This is a genomic window from Plantibacter sp. VKM Ac-2876, assembly GCF_015350715.1.
Classification (GTDB): Bacteria; Actinomycetota; Actinomycetes; order Actinomycetales; family Microbacteriaceae; genus Plantibacter; species Plantibacter auratus.
The window spans coordinates 615,415-631,681 of sequence record NZ_JADKSI010000001.1 but is presented as its reverse complement, the minus strand read 5'-3'; the positions used below and the strand labels follow the sequence as shown (position 1 = coordinate 631,681).

Annotated in this window: 18 protein-coding genes; 8 read left to right on the top strand and 10 right to left on the bottom strand. The window is 65.6% G+C overall.

Translation table 11 applies throughout. The features are described 5' to 3' along the window. Positions 1-49 precede the first annotated feature (49 nt). Together ITJ62_RS02975 and ITJ62_RS02970 are read left to right on the top strand one after the other, a co-directional pair. Positions 50-1,519: an MFS transporter gene (locus tag ITJ62_RS02975; RefSeq protein WP_194599626.1), complete on the top strand. Its 1,470-nt coding sequence runs from the start codon at positions 50-52 to the stop codon at positions 1,517-1,519. Further along, the gene (locus ITJ62_RS02970; RefSeq protein ID WP_194599625.1) at positions 1,512-2,516 is read left to right on the top strand and encodes an alpha/beta hydrolase; all 1,005 of its coding nucleotides are present in this window, start codon (positions 1,512-1,514) and stop codon (positions 2,514-2,516) included. Before ITJ62_RS02975 ends, ITJ62_RS02970 begins: the two co-directional genes overlap by 8 nt. Here the strand turns inward: ITJ62_RS02970 and ITJ62_RS02965 are convergent. Beyond that, positions 2,511-3,332, bottom strand: a complete 822-nt coding sequence (locus tag ITJ62_RS02965) for a TSUP family transporter (protein WP_194599624.1) — start codon at positions 3,330-3,332, stop codon at positions 2,511-2,513. The two genes, ITJ62_RS02970 and ITJ62_RS02965, sit on opposite strands and share 6 nt — an antisense overlap. A gap of 107 nt (positions 3,333-3,439) precedes the next feature. Between ITJ62_RS02965 and ITJ62_RS02960 the strand changes: the two genes are divergently transcribed. From ITJ62_RS02960 to ITJ62_RS02950, 3 genes are all read left to right on the top strand, one after another. Continuing rightward, positions 3,440-3,721 (top strand): helix-turn-helix transcriptional regulator, encoded by a 282-nt coding sequence (locus ITJ62_RS02960; protein WP_064295041.1) that lies wholly within the window; start codon positions 3,440-3,442, stop codon positions 3,719-3,721. A 112-nt stretch (positions 3,722-3,833) separates the two neighbouring features. Then, positions 3,834-4,130 (top strand): hypothetical protein, encoded by a 297-nt coding sequence (locus ITJ62_RS02955; RefSeq protein ID WP_194599623.1) that lies wholly within the window; start codon positions 3,834-3,836, stop codon positions 4,128-4,130. Between the two features lie 118 nt (positions 4,131-4,248). Then, on the top strand, positions 4,249-4,602 hold the full coding sequence (locus ITJ62_RS02950) for a hypothetical protein (RefSeq protein WP_194599622.1): 354 nt from the start codon (positions 4,249-4,251) through the stop codon (positions 4,600-4,602). Between the two features lie 79 nt (positions 4,603-4,681). Here ITJ62_RS02950 and ITJ62_RS02945 read toward each other — a convergent pair whose 3' ends face one another. After that, positions 4,682-5,314 carry an NAD(P)-dependent oxidoreductase gene (locus tag ITJ62_RS02945; protein WP_194599621.1) on the bottom strand — a complete coding sequence of 211 codons (633 nt, stop codon included), beginning with the start codon at positions 5,312-5,314 and terminating at the stop codon, positions 4,682-4,684. Between the two features lie 26 nt (positions 5,315-5,340). Next, positions 5,341-6,006 (bottom strand): SDR family oxidoreductase, encoded by a 666-nt coding sequence (locus ITJ62_RS02940; RefSeq protein ID WP_194599620.1) that lies wholly within the window; start codon positions 6,004-6,006, stop codon positions 5,341-5,343. Between the two features lie 120 nt (positions 6,007-6,126). Between ITJ62_RS02940 and ITJ62_RS02935 the strand changes: the two genes are divergently transcribed. The 3 genes from ITJ62_RS02935 (at position 6,127) to ITJ62_RS02925 (ending at position 8,254) form a co-directional block, all read left to right on the top strand. Then, the gene (locus tag ITJ62_RS02935; protein WP_194599619.1) at positions 6,127-6,690 is read left to right on the top strand and encodes a TetR/AcrR family transcriptional regulator; all 564 of its coding nucleotides are present in this window, start codon (positions 6,127-6,129) and stop codon (positions 6,688-6,690) included. 127 nt (positions 6,691-6,817) lie between these two features. After that, entirely contained in the window at positions 6,818-7,270 is a 453-nt protein-coding gene (locus tag ITJ62_RS02930; RefSeq protein WP_194599618.1) for a VOC family protein, read from the top strand. 486 nt (positions 7,271-7,756) lie between these two features. Continuing rightward, positions 7,757-8,254 carry a GNAT family N-acetyltransferase gene (locus tag ITJ62_RS02925; protein WP_370581791.1) on the top strand — a complete coding sequence of 166 codons (498 nt, stop codon included), beginning with the start codon at positions 7,757-7,759 and terminating at the stop codon, positions 8,252-8,254. Here the strand turns inward: ITJ62_RS02925 and ITJ62_RS02920 are convergent. From ITJ62_RS02920 to ITJ62_RS02890, 7 genes are all read right to left on the bottom strand, one after another. Then, entirely contained in the window at positions 8,216-8,575 is a 360-nt protein-coding gene (locus tag ITJ62_RS02920) for an NUDIX domain-containing protein (protein ID WP_370581852.1), read from the bottom strand. The genes ITJ62_RS02925 and ITJ62_RS02920 overlap by 39 nt on opposite strands. Positions 8,576-9,519: 944 nt before the next feature. Continuing rightward, complete coding sequence (locus tag ITJ62_RS02915) at positions 9,520-10,518, bottom strand: carbohydrate kinase (RefSeq protein ID WP_194599616.1); 999 nt, start codon at positions 10,516-10,518, stop codon at positions 9,520-9,522. Positions 10,519-10,599: 81 nt separating this feature from the next. Beyond that, positions 10,600-11,064 carry an ABC transporter permease gene (locus tag ITJ62_RS02910; protein WP_194599615.1) on the bottom strand — a complete coding sequence of 155 codons (465 nt, stop codon included), beginning with the start codon at positions 11,062-11,064 and terminating at the stop codon, positions 10,600-10,602. A 4-nt stretch (positions 11,065-11,068) separates the two neighbouring features. Beyond that, entirely contained in the window at positions 11,069-12,967 is a 1,899-nt protein-coding gene (locus ITJ62_RS02905) for a sugar-binding domain-containing protein (RefSeq protein ID WP_194599614.1), read from the bottom strand. Then, positions 12,964-14,400 (bottom strand): glycoside hydrolase family 32 protein, encoded by a 1,437-nt coding sequence (locus ITJ62_RS02900; RefSeq protein WP_194599613.1) that lies wholly within the window; start codon positions 14,398-14,400, stop codon positions 12,964-12,966. Before ITJ62_RS02900 ends, ITJ62_RS02905 begins: the two co-directional genes overlap by 4 nt. Next, a complete protein-coding gene (locus ITJ62_RS02895; protein WP_071261626.1) occupies positions 14,397-15,290 on the bottom strand; it encodes a carbohydrate ABC transporter permease in 894 nt (297 codons plus the stop codon). Before ITJ62_RS02895 ends, ITJ62_RS02900 begins: the two co-directional genes overlap by 4 nt. Further along, complete coding sequence (locus ITJ62_RS02890; protein ID WP_254773623.1) at positions 15,287-16,246, bottom strand: carbohydrate ABC transporter permease; 960 nt, start codon at positions 16,244-16,246, stop codon at positions 15,287-15,289. Before ITJ62_RS02890 ends, ITJ62_RS02895 begins: the two co-directional genes overlap by 4 nt. Positions 16,247-16,267 lie beyond the last annotated feature (21 nt).

Below are 16,267 nucleotides of genomic sequence, written 5' to 3'. Positions count from 1 at the left end.
CACAAGCGTCTCGTGGGAGTCGCCACTTCTTCATCGAAGGAGTGCGCCCATGCTCGAACCCTCAACCTCCACGGCTGTCGAAGACTCGCCGCCACGCCTCCGCGACGCGTGGGTCGCGCTTGCCGGTCTCTCGGCCGTGTTCCTGTTCGAGATGCTCGACAACTCCGTCCTGAACGTCGCGCTCCCGACCATCGGCCGTGACCTCACCGCTTCCACCGCATCACTGCAGTGGGTGTCGGGGGCGTACTCGGTCGCCTTCGGTGGACTCATGCTGCTCTTCGGTGCGGTCGCCGACCGGTTCGGCCGGCGTCGGGTCATGCTGATCGGCCTGACGCTGCTCGCCGTCGTCAGCGTGCTGACCGTGTTCGTCGCCTCGGTGGAGCAGTTGATCGCCGTGCGCGCGCTCATGGGTGTCGCTGCGGCGATGACGACTCCGGGATCGATGGCGTTGGCGTTCCGCCTGTTCGACCGGGACGACCTGCGTGTCCGTGCGCTGACGGTCATCTCGACCGCCGGGCTGGTCGGCCTCGCCGCCGGGCCGACGATCGGCGGCTTCGTGCTCGCCGTGGCGCCGTGGCAGGTGCTCATCGTCGCCAACGCGCCGATCGCGGTGATCGCCTGGATCGGGATCCGTGCCGGGATCGGTGCCGACGAGCGGTCGCACCTGCACCGGGACCGGATCGACGTGCTCGGAGCCGTCCTCGGGACCGCGACCGTCGTGGGCGTCCTCCTCACCCCGACCCTGTTCGTCGCCGACACCGACGTCGCTGCGGGCTGGGGTGCGGCGGCGGCAACGGTGACCGCCGCGATCGGCTTCGTGGTCAGGGAGCGCACCGCCCGCCACCCGTTGCTGGATCTCCGTCTCGTGGCTCAGCCGCTCGTGGCCTCCGGCTTGGCGTACAAGGCCGCCGCCGGGCTGGCGATGGCCGGGCTGTCGTACCTGGCGACCCTGCAGCTGCAGTTCGCCTGGGGGTGGCCGCCGGCCCTGGCCGCTGTCGCGATGCTCCCGCAGGTCGTGGTGCTGTTGGCGAGCGGTCGCTTCGTCGGTCCGTTCGTGCACCGCGTCGGTCTCGATCGGGCGGCCTGGATGAGCGCCGCCGCCGTCGTCTCTGGGCTCGCCGTGTTCGCGCTCCTGAGCCGGTTCGGCTACCCGTGGGTGCTCGTCGCCCTTGTCCTCGTCGCCGCCGGGATGCGGGTGGTCGGAGTCGTCGCCGGCAACAACGTCCTCCGCGGGCTCCCGGCGGACCGCACGTCCATCGGTGCGGCCCTGGTCGACACCGCGAGCGAGATCGCCACTGCGGTCGGCATCGCCGCGACCGGGACGATCCTCGCTGCGGTCGTCGGCGGCGGCATCGCGACCGAGTACTTCACCCCGGCCCTCGTCGCGTCGTTCCAGCAAGCGGTCCTCATTGCGGGATCGACCATCACCGCCATCGCTGCAGCCCTGGTGGTTGTCGGTGTCATCCGTTCACATCACCTCCCATCTCAGCCCGCAACCCAGGAGCCTTCCCATGTCTGACCTCATGCCCCGTCCCCCGTTCGATCCCGAACTCACCCCCTTCCTCGCCGCGCTTGATGCGCGCGGGCCGTTCACCCTGACGACCGAGATGCTGCCGAGGATGCGCGGCCTCGACACGACCGAGGAGGCCCTCGACGAACGGCTGCGCTCGCGGGGGTTCGAGCGGCGTTCGCTCACGGTGCCCGGCCATCTCAGGGAGCCGATCACGCTCGCGCTCATCCAGCGGATCGGACGGACGCGGCCCACGGCCGCGGTCTACACGATCCACGGCGGCGGGATGATGTTCGGCCATCACCTCGGCAACCTCGAGTCCTACGACGACTGGCTCCTGAACGACCACGACGTGGTGCTCATCAGCGTCGACTACCGCCTCGCCCCCGAGCACCCCGACCCGTACCCGGTCGAGGACTGTTACGCCGGGCTCGTCTGGGTCGCGGAGCACGCGGATGAGCTCGGCATCGACCCGGACCGCATCGTGATCGCGGGCCAGAGTGCGGGTGCAGGGCTCGCCGCGGGGACCGCCCTGCTCGCCCGGGACCGCCGTGGGCCGGCCCTGTTCGGGCAGATCCTCGTCTCGCCGATGCTCGACGACCGCGATGCCACCGTGTCGACGATGCAGATCGATGGGGTCGGGGTCGCGGATCGGCAGATGACCCGGTTCGGCTGGGATGCCTACCTCGGACCCCGCCGTGCCGGTGAGGACGTGTCGATCTCCGCCGCACCGGCGCGGGCGACCGACCTCGCCGGGCTTCCGCGCACCTACATCGACTGTGGCAGTGCCGAGGTGTTCCGTGACGAGACGGTCGCCTACGCCAGCGCGATGTGGGCTGCGGGTGGCGACGCGGAACTGCACGTCTGGCCGGGGGCGTTCCACGGCTTCACGAGCATGGTGCCGAGTGCCGCCGTCTCGCGGGCCGCCATCGCGGCCCTGGCCGACTGGACGAGGCGACTGCTCGGAACACCCGCCGGCGAGGTCGCTCTGCCGGGTGCATCATGAACCGGTGAACTGCACCACGGTGTCCCAGGCGAGCTTCACGATGAGGATGGACAGGGTCACCAGGAACACGATCCGCACGAAGCCGCTTCCGCGTTTCGTCGCCATACGGGCGCCGATGAACCCGCCGGTGATGTTCATCACGGCCATGGCGAGACCGAGCGCGAGCAGGACCTCGCCGTGTACCCCGTACACGACGAGGGCAGCGAGGTTCGTGGTGAGGTTGGCGATCTTCGCGTTGACGCTGGCTTGCAGGAAGCCGTACCCCAGCACGCCGACGATGAGGATGACGAAGAACGAACCCGTTCCCGGTCCGAGGATGCCGTCGTAGAAGCCCACCAGCAGGCCGATCAGCGCCGCCCGCCAGGCGACAGCGGTGGCGCGGTCATGGCGGGGTTCGTGGTGCAGGCCCATGGTCGGCTTGAAGAGGGTGTACAGCGCCACGGCGATCACGGCCACGAGCACGATGGGCGTCAACACGTCGCGAGGGACGTACCGCGATAAGGCGGCACCGACGGTCGACCCGGCGTAGGCCCCGGCGACGAGAGGAGCCAGCAACACGAGCTGCACCCTGATCTTGCGCAGGTACACCCAGCTCGCCGACAGGGTGCCGAAGAAGGACGACAGCTTGTTCGTGCCCAGGATGAACGGGGTCGCGACGTCGCTCGGAACGGCGATGACGAGCGCGGGCAACTGAATCAGTCCGCCGCCGCCGACGACCGCGTCGACCCAGCCGGCCACTCCCGCCGCGACGAGCAGGAGGACGAGCGCGGCCACCGAGACGGGGAGCCATTCGGCGATCAGCGGTCCATCGAGCACAGTCGCCCAGCCTAATCGTCGGGGTGATGATCCGTCGTGCGGACGTCGGGAGGGGTCTTCGAGGATTCGGGCGATCCTGATGCATTCACATCTGCTTATATGTACAGATGAACGAGGATCTCGAACCTGCTGCCGAGTTGTTCAAGGCACTGTCCTCCTCCTCGCGGTTGCGGTTGCTGCGCATCTTGGCAGGCGGCACGTCCACGGTCGGTCAGCTCGCCGAACAGAGCCAGTTGTCGCAGCCGTTGGTCTCGCAGCACCTGCGGACGCTGCGATCAGCCGGCCTCGTCTCCGTGCAGCGGATCGGTCGAGAGGCCCACTACGACGTCGCTGACGTGCACGTCTCGCACATCGTCGACGATGCCGTGCAGCACGCGCTCGAGGGATAGCGAGAACCACTATCGATTAGCTGCATGTATTGCAATTCGCTTATAAATGAGATGTACTGATGACGCGTCGCCGCCCGTCGCGACACCCGATCTCTTCCTTCGAAAGGCAACCATGAGCACGACTGACATCCACGCCGGGCACTCCGTCACCGAGCACGAGCACGGAACGGACTGCGGCCACGAGGCCGTCCAGCACGACGACCACACCGACTACGTGCACGGCACCCACCACCACGCTCTGCACGACGGTCACTACGACGAGCACGAGAGCGTCGCTGAGCACACCGTCGCCGACCACGAGCACGGTGCGGCGTGCGGCCACGACGCGGTCGAGCACGACGGTCACGTCGACTACGTGCACGACGGCCACCAGCACGCGGCGCACGGCGAGCACTACGACGAGCACTGATTGCTCGTCGTCGCACGACGCACGAGGGGGCCGGCTTTCGAGTCGGCCCCCTCGTGCTGTCCGGGGGAGGTGTTCGGCCCGCCAGGCGTTGTTCCTCGGTGGCCGTTACGCTCGCTCCATGGAATCGGACTGGATCGAACATCGGCGGTCGGAGGACCGAGAGCGACTGGGGTGGATGAAGCCTGTCGGTGAGGGGTTCGTCGTCATCGATCTCCTGGGGCGTCAGCGAACCGATGCGCTGGATTGGTTCCATGCCGAGGAGGCGCTCGACGAGATCGGCATGGGCTATCTCGCCGACCCGCACGAGCTTCGTCTGGAGGACGGCTCCTGGTTGCGGGTCCGGATCGCCGAGGTTTCGACCGCCGGGATCCGGGTGAAGAAGGACGACTGGGGCGACATGACCGCCACGCAGCTGTACTACGAGGTCTCCTTCCCCGTGACCGAGGATCAGCTGCGACCGTTGCCGCGCTGAGCGGCGTGGTGGCCCGCACGCTCCGGGCCACCACGGCCGGATGTCGGGATCGCCGACGGCGGGGCATGGAGCAGCGTTGTCAGTTGCTGATCCGGAGCTCCTGCTGGGCGTATCGCAGGTCATCGGCCTGGGCGAGCATGAACCGGGCGAGGTCGGTGCGAGCGATGCGCAAACGGACCCGGTCGCCGGATCCGCTCGCGGTGCGCACCCTGACCGTTCCCGTTCCGGGCTTGTCGTGAGGCATCGTGACGACCACGGTCGTCCAGTCGCGATCAGAGCCGCGAATGGCCTCGCCCACCTCGGTGGACTCGGGCCCCAACCTGAGCAGGGCGTAGCTCGCTCTGCTCAATGCCCGCATCAGCGGGCTGCGGGGGATCAGAATGCTCGGCCCCCAACTGAAGACGAGCCGGCGGACCCCGTGCGTGCGCATCGCGGCCACGATGTTGCGCGTTCCGGCTGCGACGGGCATGCCCTTGGACCCGCCGACGATCTGCGGAGTCAGGGTGGCCAGGACGGCGTCGGCACCGCGGACGACGTCTTCAACGGCGACCGCGTCGGTCAGCTCGCCCTGCACGACCCGTAGTCGGTCGTGGCGCAGGTCGAGCTTCGCCGGATTGCGGATGTACGCCACCACGTCATGCCCGGCGGCGAGTGCCTGTTCGACCAGGTGGATACCGGTGCGCCCGGTGGCGCCGAAGATGATCAGCTTCATGACGTCTCCCTCGCGAAGCCTGCGGGTCAGCCGTTGTAGGCGACGTAGTGCAGCTCGGCCTGCTGACGCTCGTCGTGCAGCTGCGCCAGGGCCTCCGCGATGACCTCGGGCTCGGCGTCGGGGTGGCCGCCTCCGATGAGTGCGGTGATGCCCAGGTGCGCCACGTAGACGCCCTTCGATTGCAGTGCGTTGTGCAGGTTGAGGGCCCAGTTGCGAAGTCCCGCCGCGGCGATGTTCACGTTGCCGAGGAAGGGCATGGGGCTGATGGAGCCGCCGCCGGTCGTGATGAGGACGGTCCCCTTGCCTGCTGCGATCATGTCCGGCAGCACTGCCCCGACGGCGGCGAGCGCGCCCCCGAGATAGAAGTCGATCTGTGGTTGCAGGTTCTCCATCGTCACCTCGAGGACGTCGACGGGCGTGAGGGACGGGTCCGCGGGCGAGAACTCGAGCACGTCGATCGGGCCGAGCGTGTCCGTGATCGAACGGAGGGCGGCGGTGACGGTGTCCGGTCGGCTGATGTCGGCGGCGAACCCGTGAGCGGTGATGCCTTCGCCCGCGAGGGTCTGGGCGAGCGAGTCGAGCTTGGACTGCGTTCGAGCGACCAGCGCGACGTCGAAGCCTCTGCGTCCGAATGCGCGGGCGATCTCGAGGCCGAGGCCTGGGCCGGCTCCGATGATGGTGATGAGCGGCATGACATGTCCTTTCGAATCCCACAGGTTCGTGGGGTGTTGCGTCGTTGAGCTAAGTTGAGGGTGTCCTCAAACAAGCTCGAGCATAACTTGAGACCATCCTCAATATCCATAGGAGCCAGCATGACCGCGGAGCGGAGTTTGCGTCGCGATGCTCAGTCGAACGTCGAGAAACTGCACGCGGCGGCGCTGACGGTGTTCTCGGATCGAGGTCTGTCCGCTCCGTTGGAGGACATCGCGAAAGCAGCCGGCGTGAGCATCGGCACGCTCTACAACCGAGTGGGGTCGCGCGAGCAGTTGATCGATGCCGTCATCCCCGCCGTCGTGGGTGAGAAGCTCCTCGCGCTCAAAGAACGGACCATGGCGGAGCCGACTCCGCGAGCGCGGCTGGAGAGGTTCGTCACCTGCATGATCGACCTGCAGCTCAGCGATCCGGCCCTCAACGACGCGATGCTCCGGCGGTTCCCCGACGCAACGGCGCTCATCAACGCCTGCGATCGGTCAACGGCCCTCGGGGCGGAACTCATCGAGGATGCGCACGCCGCCGGTGTCCTCTCCCAGGACTTCACGACCGAGGACCTCATGGCCGTGCTGTGGATGGCGGGCACGGCGAGTCACGACCCGAGAGCGCCGTCCGGATGGCGACGACTCGTCGAGCGTGGTGTCGCTGCCGCCTGGATCGAGTAGATCCGGCGGCTGCGCTGCTCGAGCTGCTTCGCATCGGATGACTCTTGACGTCGTCGACCATCCTCGTCATCATTCGAAAACGATCGACGGCAACGAGCCGCCGGCACCCTCGAGAGAGACGGCACCGATGTCCACCATGATCTTCGTCAACCTGCCCGTCAGCGACCTGCACCGGTCACGGGTGTTCTTCGAGGCACTCGGGTACTCGATCAACGAGGGGTTCAGTGACGAGAACGCGATCAGCGTCGTCATCAGCGACACCATCACGGCGATGCTGCTCACGCGGGAGTTCTTCGCGGAGTTCACGAGCAAGTCGATCATCGACGCCACCACCTCCACCGAAGTGCAGCTCGCTCTCAGCGCTGAGAGCAAGGGCGACGTCGATGCGATCGTTGAGCAGGCCATCGCGAGCGGGGCTACCCCTGCCGGCGAACAGGACCATGGCTTCATGTACTCGAAGAGCTTCGACGACCTCGACGGCCACCACTGGGACTTCGTCTGGATGGACCCGGAGGCGGCCGCCGGCGGCGCGCCGGCGCTGACCGTCGAGGAGATGCGGGCGAACACGACGCACAGCTGAGCGCGGCGATGAGAGGATCGTCCAGCAGAGACGTCTGGCACGGATGCTCGAACGAACACCGGAGAGGCCGCTCATGACCACCACACGCAGGCGCATGCTGCAGCGGCGGATCGCCGCTTGGATCACTGTCCTCGGACTGCTGCCAGCGTTCCTCGTTTCAGTCACTACGGCCATGGGGGAGGCAGCGCCGGAGGCTACATCCTCAGTGCGGTGTTCTTCGTGATCGGCCTCGCCGGGCTCATCTGGTGGGTCATCCTCCGACGCTTGCAAGGCTGACGCGATCTCGTCGAGTCCGCCGGCTCAAGCCCTGCAGGTGTTGGCGTCCCGTGGGCGACTCGTGTCAACCTGGCATGAGATGGAGAGGGTGGGCGACATGTCGAAGCGTTTCGGGAAAGCTCGATGACGGGTGGGTTGGAGCCTGCGTCGAGCATGGGCGATCGGGCGCAGTTGAAGATACGTCGGGCCGTCCCGACGGACGCAGGTGCGGTGCTGGCACTCTTCGATGCAGCAATCGCCTGGTTCGTGCGGATCGGCAACACACGGCAGTGGGGTACCGAACCTGCATCTGGGCAGGAGCGCTGGATCACGCGTGTCGAGCAGTGGTGTGCCTCATCCGATGCCTGGGTCGCCGAGCATCCCACGGTCGGCGTCTGCGGAGCGCTCGTGCTGGGCGAGGCGCTCGAGTATGTGCCGGCCGCCACCGAGCCGGAGGTTTACGTCCGTGTGTTGATCGGCTCGCGTGACCCACGGGTGAAGGGCACCGGTCGCCGATTGCTGGCATTCGCCGAGGAGCGCGCCCAGGCCGCCGGGGTCGGTCGCATGCGGGTCGACTGCTACGCGGGTGGAACGGGAGATCTCGTCCGCTTCTATGAGGCTGCTGGCTATGAGCGTGATGTGACGTTCACGGTCGGCGACGGGACTGACGCGTGGCCGGGCCAGGTGTTGTCACGGCGAGTCGATGTGGAGAACGACCTGGCGGGATGAGGTCTGGAGTGCCGGGGAACGGAGGAGGCGCGTGACACCTGCCGGGTAGAAGGGGAGATCGGTCTCGCTGATCGACACCCACCGAACAGGACTTCCCTCGTCCAGGACGTGCAGTCGGGCGTCGAGCGGGATGGCATCGATCTCGGCGGACTCGATGGCGAAGATGTGGGCGATCTCATGGCCTGGCTCACCCTCGTACTCGAAGATGTTCTCCGCGACGTCGAGCAGGGTGACGGGGCCCAGCGTGACGCCGAGCTCCTCGACGAACTCGCGGCGCAGAGCGGCTTCCGCGGATTCGCCGAACTCGATGCCGCCCCCGATCCCGCGGTGGAATGCCTCGTTCTTCGCGGTGTTCCAACTGTGTACGAGCGTTGCTTGGTTGCTGAAACGGGCGAACTACTTCGGTAACGCCGAACGTGCTGTCCACTCGAACGCGAACTTCGTCGTGCCGGAGTTGTTCGCTCGCAGTGAGGGCGTACCGTGGTGATCGATGTTGATTGACGTTGAGGGCGACCGCTTCTCTGTAGAGGTGCGCCTAGGCCCAGACGGGCGTCGAGTCTATGACTTCTCATGGATCAACGGACCTGGTGAGCCTCCTTACGGTTTCTCTATCGGGTCGACGTCTTCATCCAGTGAGTTCTCGACGGAAGAGCTGGAGGCGAGAGTCACAGCTTTTGTCCACCACTTCTCTGCCCCAGGCGGGATAGGGCCGGTCGATTTTCCGGAGTTTGTGGCATCCAGAAATCGTCAATGAACTGGAAACTGCCCGCCTAGTCGATCGCTTACATCTCGACGCGCCAGACGTTGTTCGTGCGATGCACGATGAGTCCTGGCCAGCCAGCTCGATGACCAGCGGCAAACGCCAACGCATCGTGAGGCAGACGAGCCTGAACGCATGTGGAAGCTGGCTGCCTGGGCTATCGGTGAAGATCGCTCGCACTCGCAACGCAATCAAACTGGTGAGTAAACAGTGAGGTGGGCAAGCAGTCCGATGTCGGCTAGTGCATCGAACTTTAACTCTGACCGGGGATTTGGAGCGGATGACGGGAATCGAACCCGCGCTATCAGCTTGGGAAGCTGAAGTTACCAATTGTCGGCTAACTGGGGCTCCCTGGAGCGAAGTTTTGCGCGATCCCGGGGAAATATGAGACGTGGTTGGATCTGGTGAGCTCGAATTTAGGGTGAGAAAAGTGTGAGTAGCGCGTTGGCGGACAGAGCGCCGTGTGTATGGCGTGCGCCATTGATCCCGCAGGAAGGCAGCGTCGTTAGATTTCCGCTCGAGTCGGCGGATCTGCGCCCGCCCTCGACGCCGTGATGCCTGCGACGCGAGCCGCCCAGTGCCCGATCACCCGGAGCGAAGGCTCATCGAGCAGCATGCCCTTCGGCGCGCCCAGTCCCTGACGGAATGCTCCGTCGAGGATTGCTCCCATCGCGGAGTCGCCTGCGCCAATCGTGTCCACCACGTCGACTCGTGCGGCGGGCACGGCCACTCGGGCGACGGCGGAGGCGAGCAGGAGTCCGTCGCTCCCGCGGGTCACGACGGCCAGTTGTGATCGGAGAGCGAGGAGGCGGGTGAGGACATCATCGAGCTGCATCGTGGGGTACAGCCAGTCGGCATCCTCGTCACTGAGCTTCACGATGTCGCAGGCAGCCGCGACGCGCTCGAAGCGCGCGAGGACGTCGCGATGATCGCCCGCGAGCGCGGGTCGGATGTTGGCGTCGACGCTCCTGGTGACGTTTGCCGGGAGTGCCTCGAGGAGCTCGATCACGGTGGAGCTGCCCGGCTCCACGTAGGTGGCGATGGAACCGGTGTGCAGGTGATCGGCTGTCACCGGGCGCGCGGTCGGAGGGTTCCAGGTGAGGTCGAAGGCGTAAGCGGCGGAGCCGTCTTCGTGCAGCGTCGCGCGCGCGGTCGAGGTGCGCTCTGAGTCGCCGTGCAGTACCTCCACACCGGAGGCTCGCAAGTGCTCCGTGATGCGCAGGCCGCGGGCATCGTCGGCGATGTCGGTCATGAGTGTGGAGTCGTGGCCGAGTCGGCCGAGGGCCAGCGCCACATTGGCAGGTGATCCGCCCACATGCTCGGTGCGTACATCGTCACGCTCGATGATGTCGATCAGCGCTTCACCGACAACCAGCACTCGACGCGCCCTGTCGGTGTGACGTCCGTTCGAGTCGGTGTGGTGGATATCGATCTCAGCCGACACTGGACGTCCCTTCGGTAGTGGTGATCCATCGCACCAGGTGCGCGTCAGACCGCCACGCATGAGGCGGCGCTCTCCAGGTGCCTGCGCTTGATGACCATCGAGACATCTGATGCGCAGGCACCTCTGGCGTTGGTTGGTGAATCAGCGCCGCTCGTAGAGTTGCTGTCGGCGGAGGTGATCGACGGCTACGGCGCAGACGAGGATGGCGCCGACGACGATGTTGTTGAACTGGGGTGGGATGCGGGAGACGATGAGGGCGTTGTCGATGAGTGAGAGCAGCACGGCGCCGATGGCGACGCCGGTGATGTTCCCAAGTCCGCCGAGCAGGCTCACTCCTCCGATGAGTACGGCGGTGACGACGACGAGCGTCGTCGCTGAGCCTCCAGCCTCAACCTGCCCGGCACCCACGCGCGCTGAGTACAGCAGGCCGGCGATCCCTCCGGTGACCGCCGCAATGGCGTAGAGCGCAAGGTCGAGTTTCTTGACGTGGAGGCCGTTGGCGACAGCCGCCGCACGGTTGCCTCCAAGCGCACGTATGTTGACACCGAAGCGGGTGTGCTCGAGCGCGAACCAGGTGACGACCCCCACGACGACAGCACGTCGCAAGCCGCTAGTGGTCGGCCTCATCCTCAGTTGAAGGTGCGCTCGATTGGCTTGGAGTCGACAGCGGAGACGATTGGCCACCGCAGATCATCGACCGGATTCGGTCGACCGGCACTTTAGGAGTACGGTCGGCGCGAAGGAGCCCGTTCGTCTCCTGGTCTGTGTCGGTGAGCTGCGTATAGCAGGAGCCGGCCAGGAACGAGCTGGATCGGACCCCGTCGTAGAGAGCGCCGAGACGCTCCAGGAAGTCGTCGGCGTCCGAAGCGCTCGTGTATCCCCAGCCATCGGATCGACGGGTGTCAGGCTGGTAGTCGATCCCGCCGAACTCGGTCAGCATGACCGGCTGACCCGAGTCGCTCGCTCCACCGACGAGCTGCGCGCGCCCGCTGGGTGCGAACCCTTCGACGAGGCGTCGCCGTGCGGATTCATCGGCGTAGGTCTGCTGCAATACTCTTCCGTCGCCCTCGTAGTCGTGGACGGTGAGAATGTCCGTGTTCTGTTGCTCCCAGCCGTCGTTCGCCACCACTGGCCGTGAGGGGTCGAGCGCCCGAGTGAGGTCGGTGAGTGCCCGGACGAATGCCTGCTCGCTGGGGTCATCTGCGACGTTCTGGACCCCCCAGGATTCGTTGAACGGTACCCAGGTCACGATCGATGGATGCGACAGGTCGCGATCGACTGCGGCCATCCATTCGGCGGTGAGGCGTTGGACCGCCTTCGCTGAGAACTCATATGCCCCGGGCATCTCGCCCCAGACGAGTAGTCCGAGTTTGTCTGCCCAGAATAGGAAGCGCGGATCCTCGATCTTCTGATGAACCCGGCATGCGTTGAAGCCGAGTTCCTTGATGAGTTCCGCTTCTCGTCGGAGAGCGAGAGCGTTGGGCGCGGCCAGGTGTGACTCGGGCCAGAACCCTTGGCTCAGGACGCTTCGCACGTCGTAGGGCCGGCCGTTCAACGTGAACCGTCCGTGTCTCACGCCGACGGTGCGTAGTCCGTAGTAGCTCTCGACTGTGTCGAGGACCGCGCCGTGTTCATCGAGCAGTTCGATCCGTGCATCGATGAGTCGGGGGTGATCTGGGGTCCACGTGAGCTCGTCGGCGGCTTGTCCGTTTCGTTGCCGGGCGATGGGTACGGACACCTCCACCGCGGTCTGATTGCGCGGCACTGAGCACTTGACCGTGCCCAGGACCTCGTCTCGCGGTGAGTAGCGTGACGTGACGCGAACGGTGGCGGTGTCGGCGGGTGTTCCGGCGAGACGGACCGTCAGCTGCATCCCGTGCGTCCCGGGTGCCCAATGGAGGTTGGCGATGCGGGTGGACGGTACCGCCTCGAGCCAGACCGGTTGCCAGATGCCCGTCGTGCGTCGGTACCAGATCACGTGCGAGTCTTCGTGCCAATCCTGTTTCCCACGGGGCTGTGTCACGTCGTGAGGATCGTCCTCCGCGCGAACGATGAGCAGGTGCGGGCTGTCACCAGAGAGTGCACTGGTGATGTCAAATGCGAAGGGGGTGTGCCCGCCTTCATGCTGGCCGACGAGGTTGCCGTTCACCCAGATGCTCGCGCGGTAATCGACGGCGCCGAAATGAAGCAGCAGTCGGGAGTTGTGCGTGCCGAATCCTGCGTCTTGGAACTGCTCCGTGGTGATGTGGCGCTGGTACCAGACAACGGGATGGAAACGCGTGTCACCGATACCCGAGGCAGCCGATTCCGGGGGGTAGGGAACCTCGATCGGACAAAGGGACTCGAACCCGTTCCTCCATCCGGCATCGAGACCGATGTTGGCGTCGTCGTGACTGAACTCCCACGTGCCTTCGAGGCTGGCCCAGTTCGAACGCAGAAGCTGTGGCCGAGGATAGGTGCCGTCTTGTTCGCTGGCGTTGATCTGTCGCTGGGTGGCTGTGACGGTCACAGGGCCTTCTCCGTATCCGTGGGCTGTTCGATGTGCAGGTGCTCCGACAGCGTCGACGATGGGAGTACCTCGAGATGGGACCAAGGCGCACTGGGGAAGACCAATTCGCTGATCACGGCTTCGCCGGAACCTGCGAAGACCTCGATGCTCATGGCATCGATGAAGATGTCCACGTCGAGGGCGCCACCGGTCAGTTCGATCGGAGCACGCGTCGGGGAATCGAACCCAGAAGAGTCGTTCCACCCCGAATTCGCTCGATCCAAGAACACGCAGCGCTGCGAATTGTCGTAACCGATTACGACAGACTCGAGCGCGGTCGAGACGACTCGGACGGCCGCCTGCGCCTCCCCGGCATGCAGGACCGCGCGAATGCGCAACGGGCCGCCGGACGGCGTCCGGAGATCGATCACTCCGTTGCCGTTCGAGGTGTCGACGACACGCTCGTCGACGACTGCATCGGCCTCGCGCACGATGCGGCTGACCAGACGCGGCACGCCCTGGACCGTGCGGAGTGTGAGTTCACGGGGAATGGTCATGATGCCGCGCCAGGGTTTGGTGGGAGCTGGGAAGCGGTGGCCCATCCAGCCGATCATGATCCGACGGTCGCCGGTGTCGTTGAATGTGACCGCGGCGTAGTTGTCACGACCGAAGTCGGTGAGGTGATACCGAAGGTCCTGTGGGACACCCGCGTCCTCGGCGAAGCGACGCCCGTCGAAGTCGCCGACGAGGTAGACCTGGTTCGGTCCACTCGTGCTGAGGGAGAGCACCCAGCGCTCGTCTGTGCCGTCGAGCAGGAGCGGGAAGAGGTCGGGGCATTCCCAGAAGCTCGGCACGGACGCCGATTCGAACGTCGAGCTCTCGGTCCAGTGTTTGAGGTCGGGTGAGGTGTTGATGACGAGTCTCGACCGATCTGCCTCGACGGCGACCATGACCCACGCGCCGGTTTCCCGGTCACCATGCCAGAACACCTTCGGGTCGCGGTAGTCGGGACGATCGCGGTCGTCCACGGGGTTGTCATCGAACGGCGACCAGGTGACCCCACCGTCCGTGCTGAACGCGACCGATTGAGCCTGTTTGGTGCCGTGGACGGGGTGGTCGACGTAGTGGCTGGTGTAGATCGCGACCAGCGGTGCCGCATCGGTGCCGAACCCGGAGGTGTTGTGGACATCGTGGACGACCGAACCGGAGAAGATCATCTCGTGTGGTTCCGCGGGGATGGCGATCGGGAGCTCAGTCCAGTGCAGGAGATCGGTCGACGTCGCGTGACCCCAGCCGATGTTGCCCCATTCGAGTCCGTCCGGGTTGTGCTGGAAGAAGAGATGGTACGTGCCGTCGACCAGGATCAGCCCGTTCGGGTCGTTCATCCACCCCCGGCGAGGGGAGAAGTGGAGCGCCGGTCGGTGCTGTTCGCGGTCCAGAACTCTGTCGCTCATTTGATTGATCCGACCGTGACGCCTCTGACGAGGGACCGCTGGAACACGAGGAAGAGGATCAGGGTGGGGATGAGCGAGAGCAGTGATCCAGCCGCAGTCATTGTCGGATTCAGGAAGCGCTCTCCTTGGAGTGAAGCGAGCGCGATGGGGATGGTCTGCGTGTCTGCAGAGGTGAGGAACAGGATCGGAATGAAGAACTCGTTCCAGGACCAGATGAACACGAAGATGAACAGCACCCCGAGGGTCGGGCGGATCACTGGCACGACCACCTGCCAGAGCACGCGCCACCGGCTGGCCCCGTCGACCTCTGCCGCTTCGATCAGCGCGCGCGGGAAGGTGCCGAGCACCGAGGCGAGGAGGTAGATCCCGAACGAGGAGTGCAGCACCGTCAAGATGACAATGATCGGGAGGAGACTGTTGGATCCGTTCACGGCCTGGACGCCGGCGAACAGCGGATAGATCAGCGCCTCCTGCGGGAGGATGTTGGCGATGAGGAGGATGGCGAGGATGGCGACGCGACCGCGGACGCGGCCGACACCGATCGCGTAGGCGCTGATCAAGGAGAGCGCAACCGTTCCGAGGGCGACGCAGCTCGAGATGATGAGGGAGTTCACCAGCTTCTGCCCGAAGTTAACGGTCGTGACATAGCGGATGAGTCCGTCGATCTCGAACGACGAGGGCCACGAGAGCGGACCGTTGGACGAGTAGTCGCTCTGGGACTTGAAGGCGTTCAGCAGCGTCAGGAAGAACGGGCCCAGGATCAGGATCGCGAGGAGTGCCAGCCCCGCCAGGATGATCCACGCGGTGGTCGAAGGTCGCTTCCGCTTCGGCTTCGGCGCCTCGATGCGGTCCATGCGGGTGCGGATGCGGTTGGAGAGCGGCGTGCTCATTCGTCGTCCTTTCGGGCGGTGCGGGTCTGCCAGACGATCATGAAGATCGCGAGCACGACGGTCAGGAGCGTCAGGACGTTGGCGATTGCCGCTCCGTAGCCGACACGGGAGAGGGTGAAGAACGCGACGTAGGAGTAGTACGACGGGACGTAGGTGGAGCCTTCGGGACCGCCACTGGTGAGGACGAAGATCGGACCGAACACCTTGAGGGCGCCGATCGTGGCAGTGAGGCTGACCACGAAGATCTCGGGCCGGATCTGCGGAATGGTGATGGCTTTGAACCGCGCAATCCAGTTCGCTCCGTCCAGTTCTGCGGCCTCGTACAACTCGGGATCCACCCGTTGCAAGGCACCCATGAACACGACGACGGGGAAACCGATCTGGCCCCAGATGAGCACGAGCATGATGGAGGGCAGAGCCCACTCCGGCGTGCCGAGCCAGTTGGGCGGGTCGGTCATCCCGAGTCCGCGGAGTACGACGTTGACTGCGCCATCATCCGCCTGGAGGATCCAGTTCCACACGATTCCCGCGACCGCGATGGGCAGGATCTGCGGCAGATAGTAGGTCGCTCGGAAGAAACTTGCTGCGCGTGAACCGAACTCACGGCCGACGTAGTCGAACAGGACGGCGGCAATGAGGACGCCGATGACCGTGGGCACGATGACGAGCGCCAGGATCATCGCGCCGACGTTGCGGAAGGACAGCCAGAAGACCTCGTCAGAGAGGAGCGCGACGTAATTGTCGAGGCCGACGAACGTCGGGATCGACAGGCCGCCCTTCCAGTTGAGGAGGCTGTAGTAGATGTTCATGCCGAACGGGATGAACACGATCACGGTGAACGCAATGAGCGCCGGGATCAAGTAGAGGTAGAAGGTTCGGCCGGCACGACGTTGGCTGGACCGGCGCTTGACAACGCGCGCCGGCTCGGCTTGGGCGGGGATGGTTGATGGGAGCACGATTCTCCAGTGGTGGGGCGA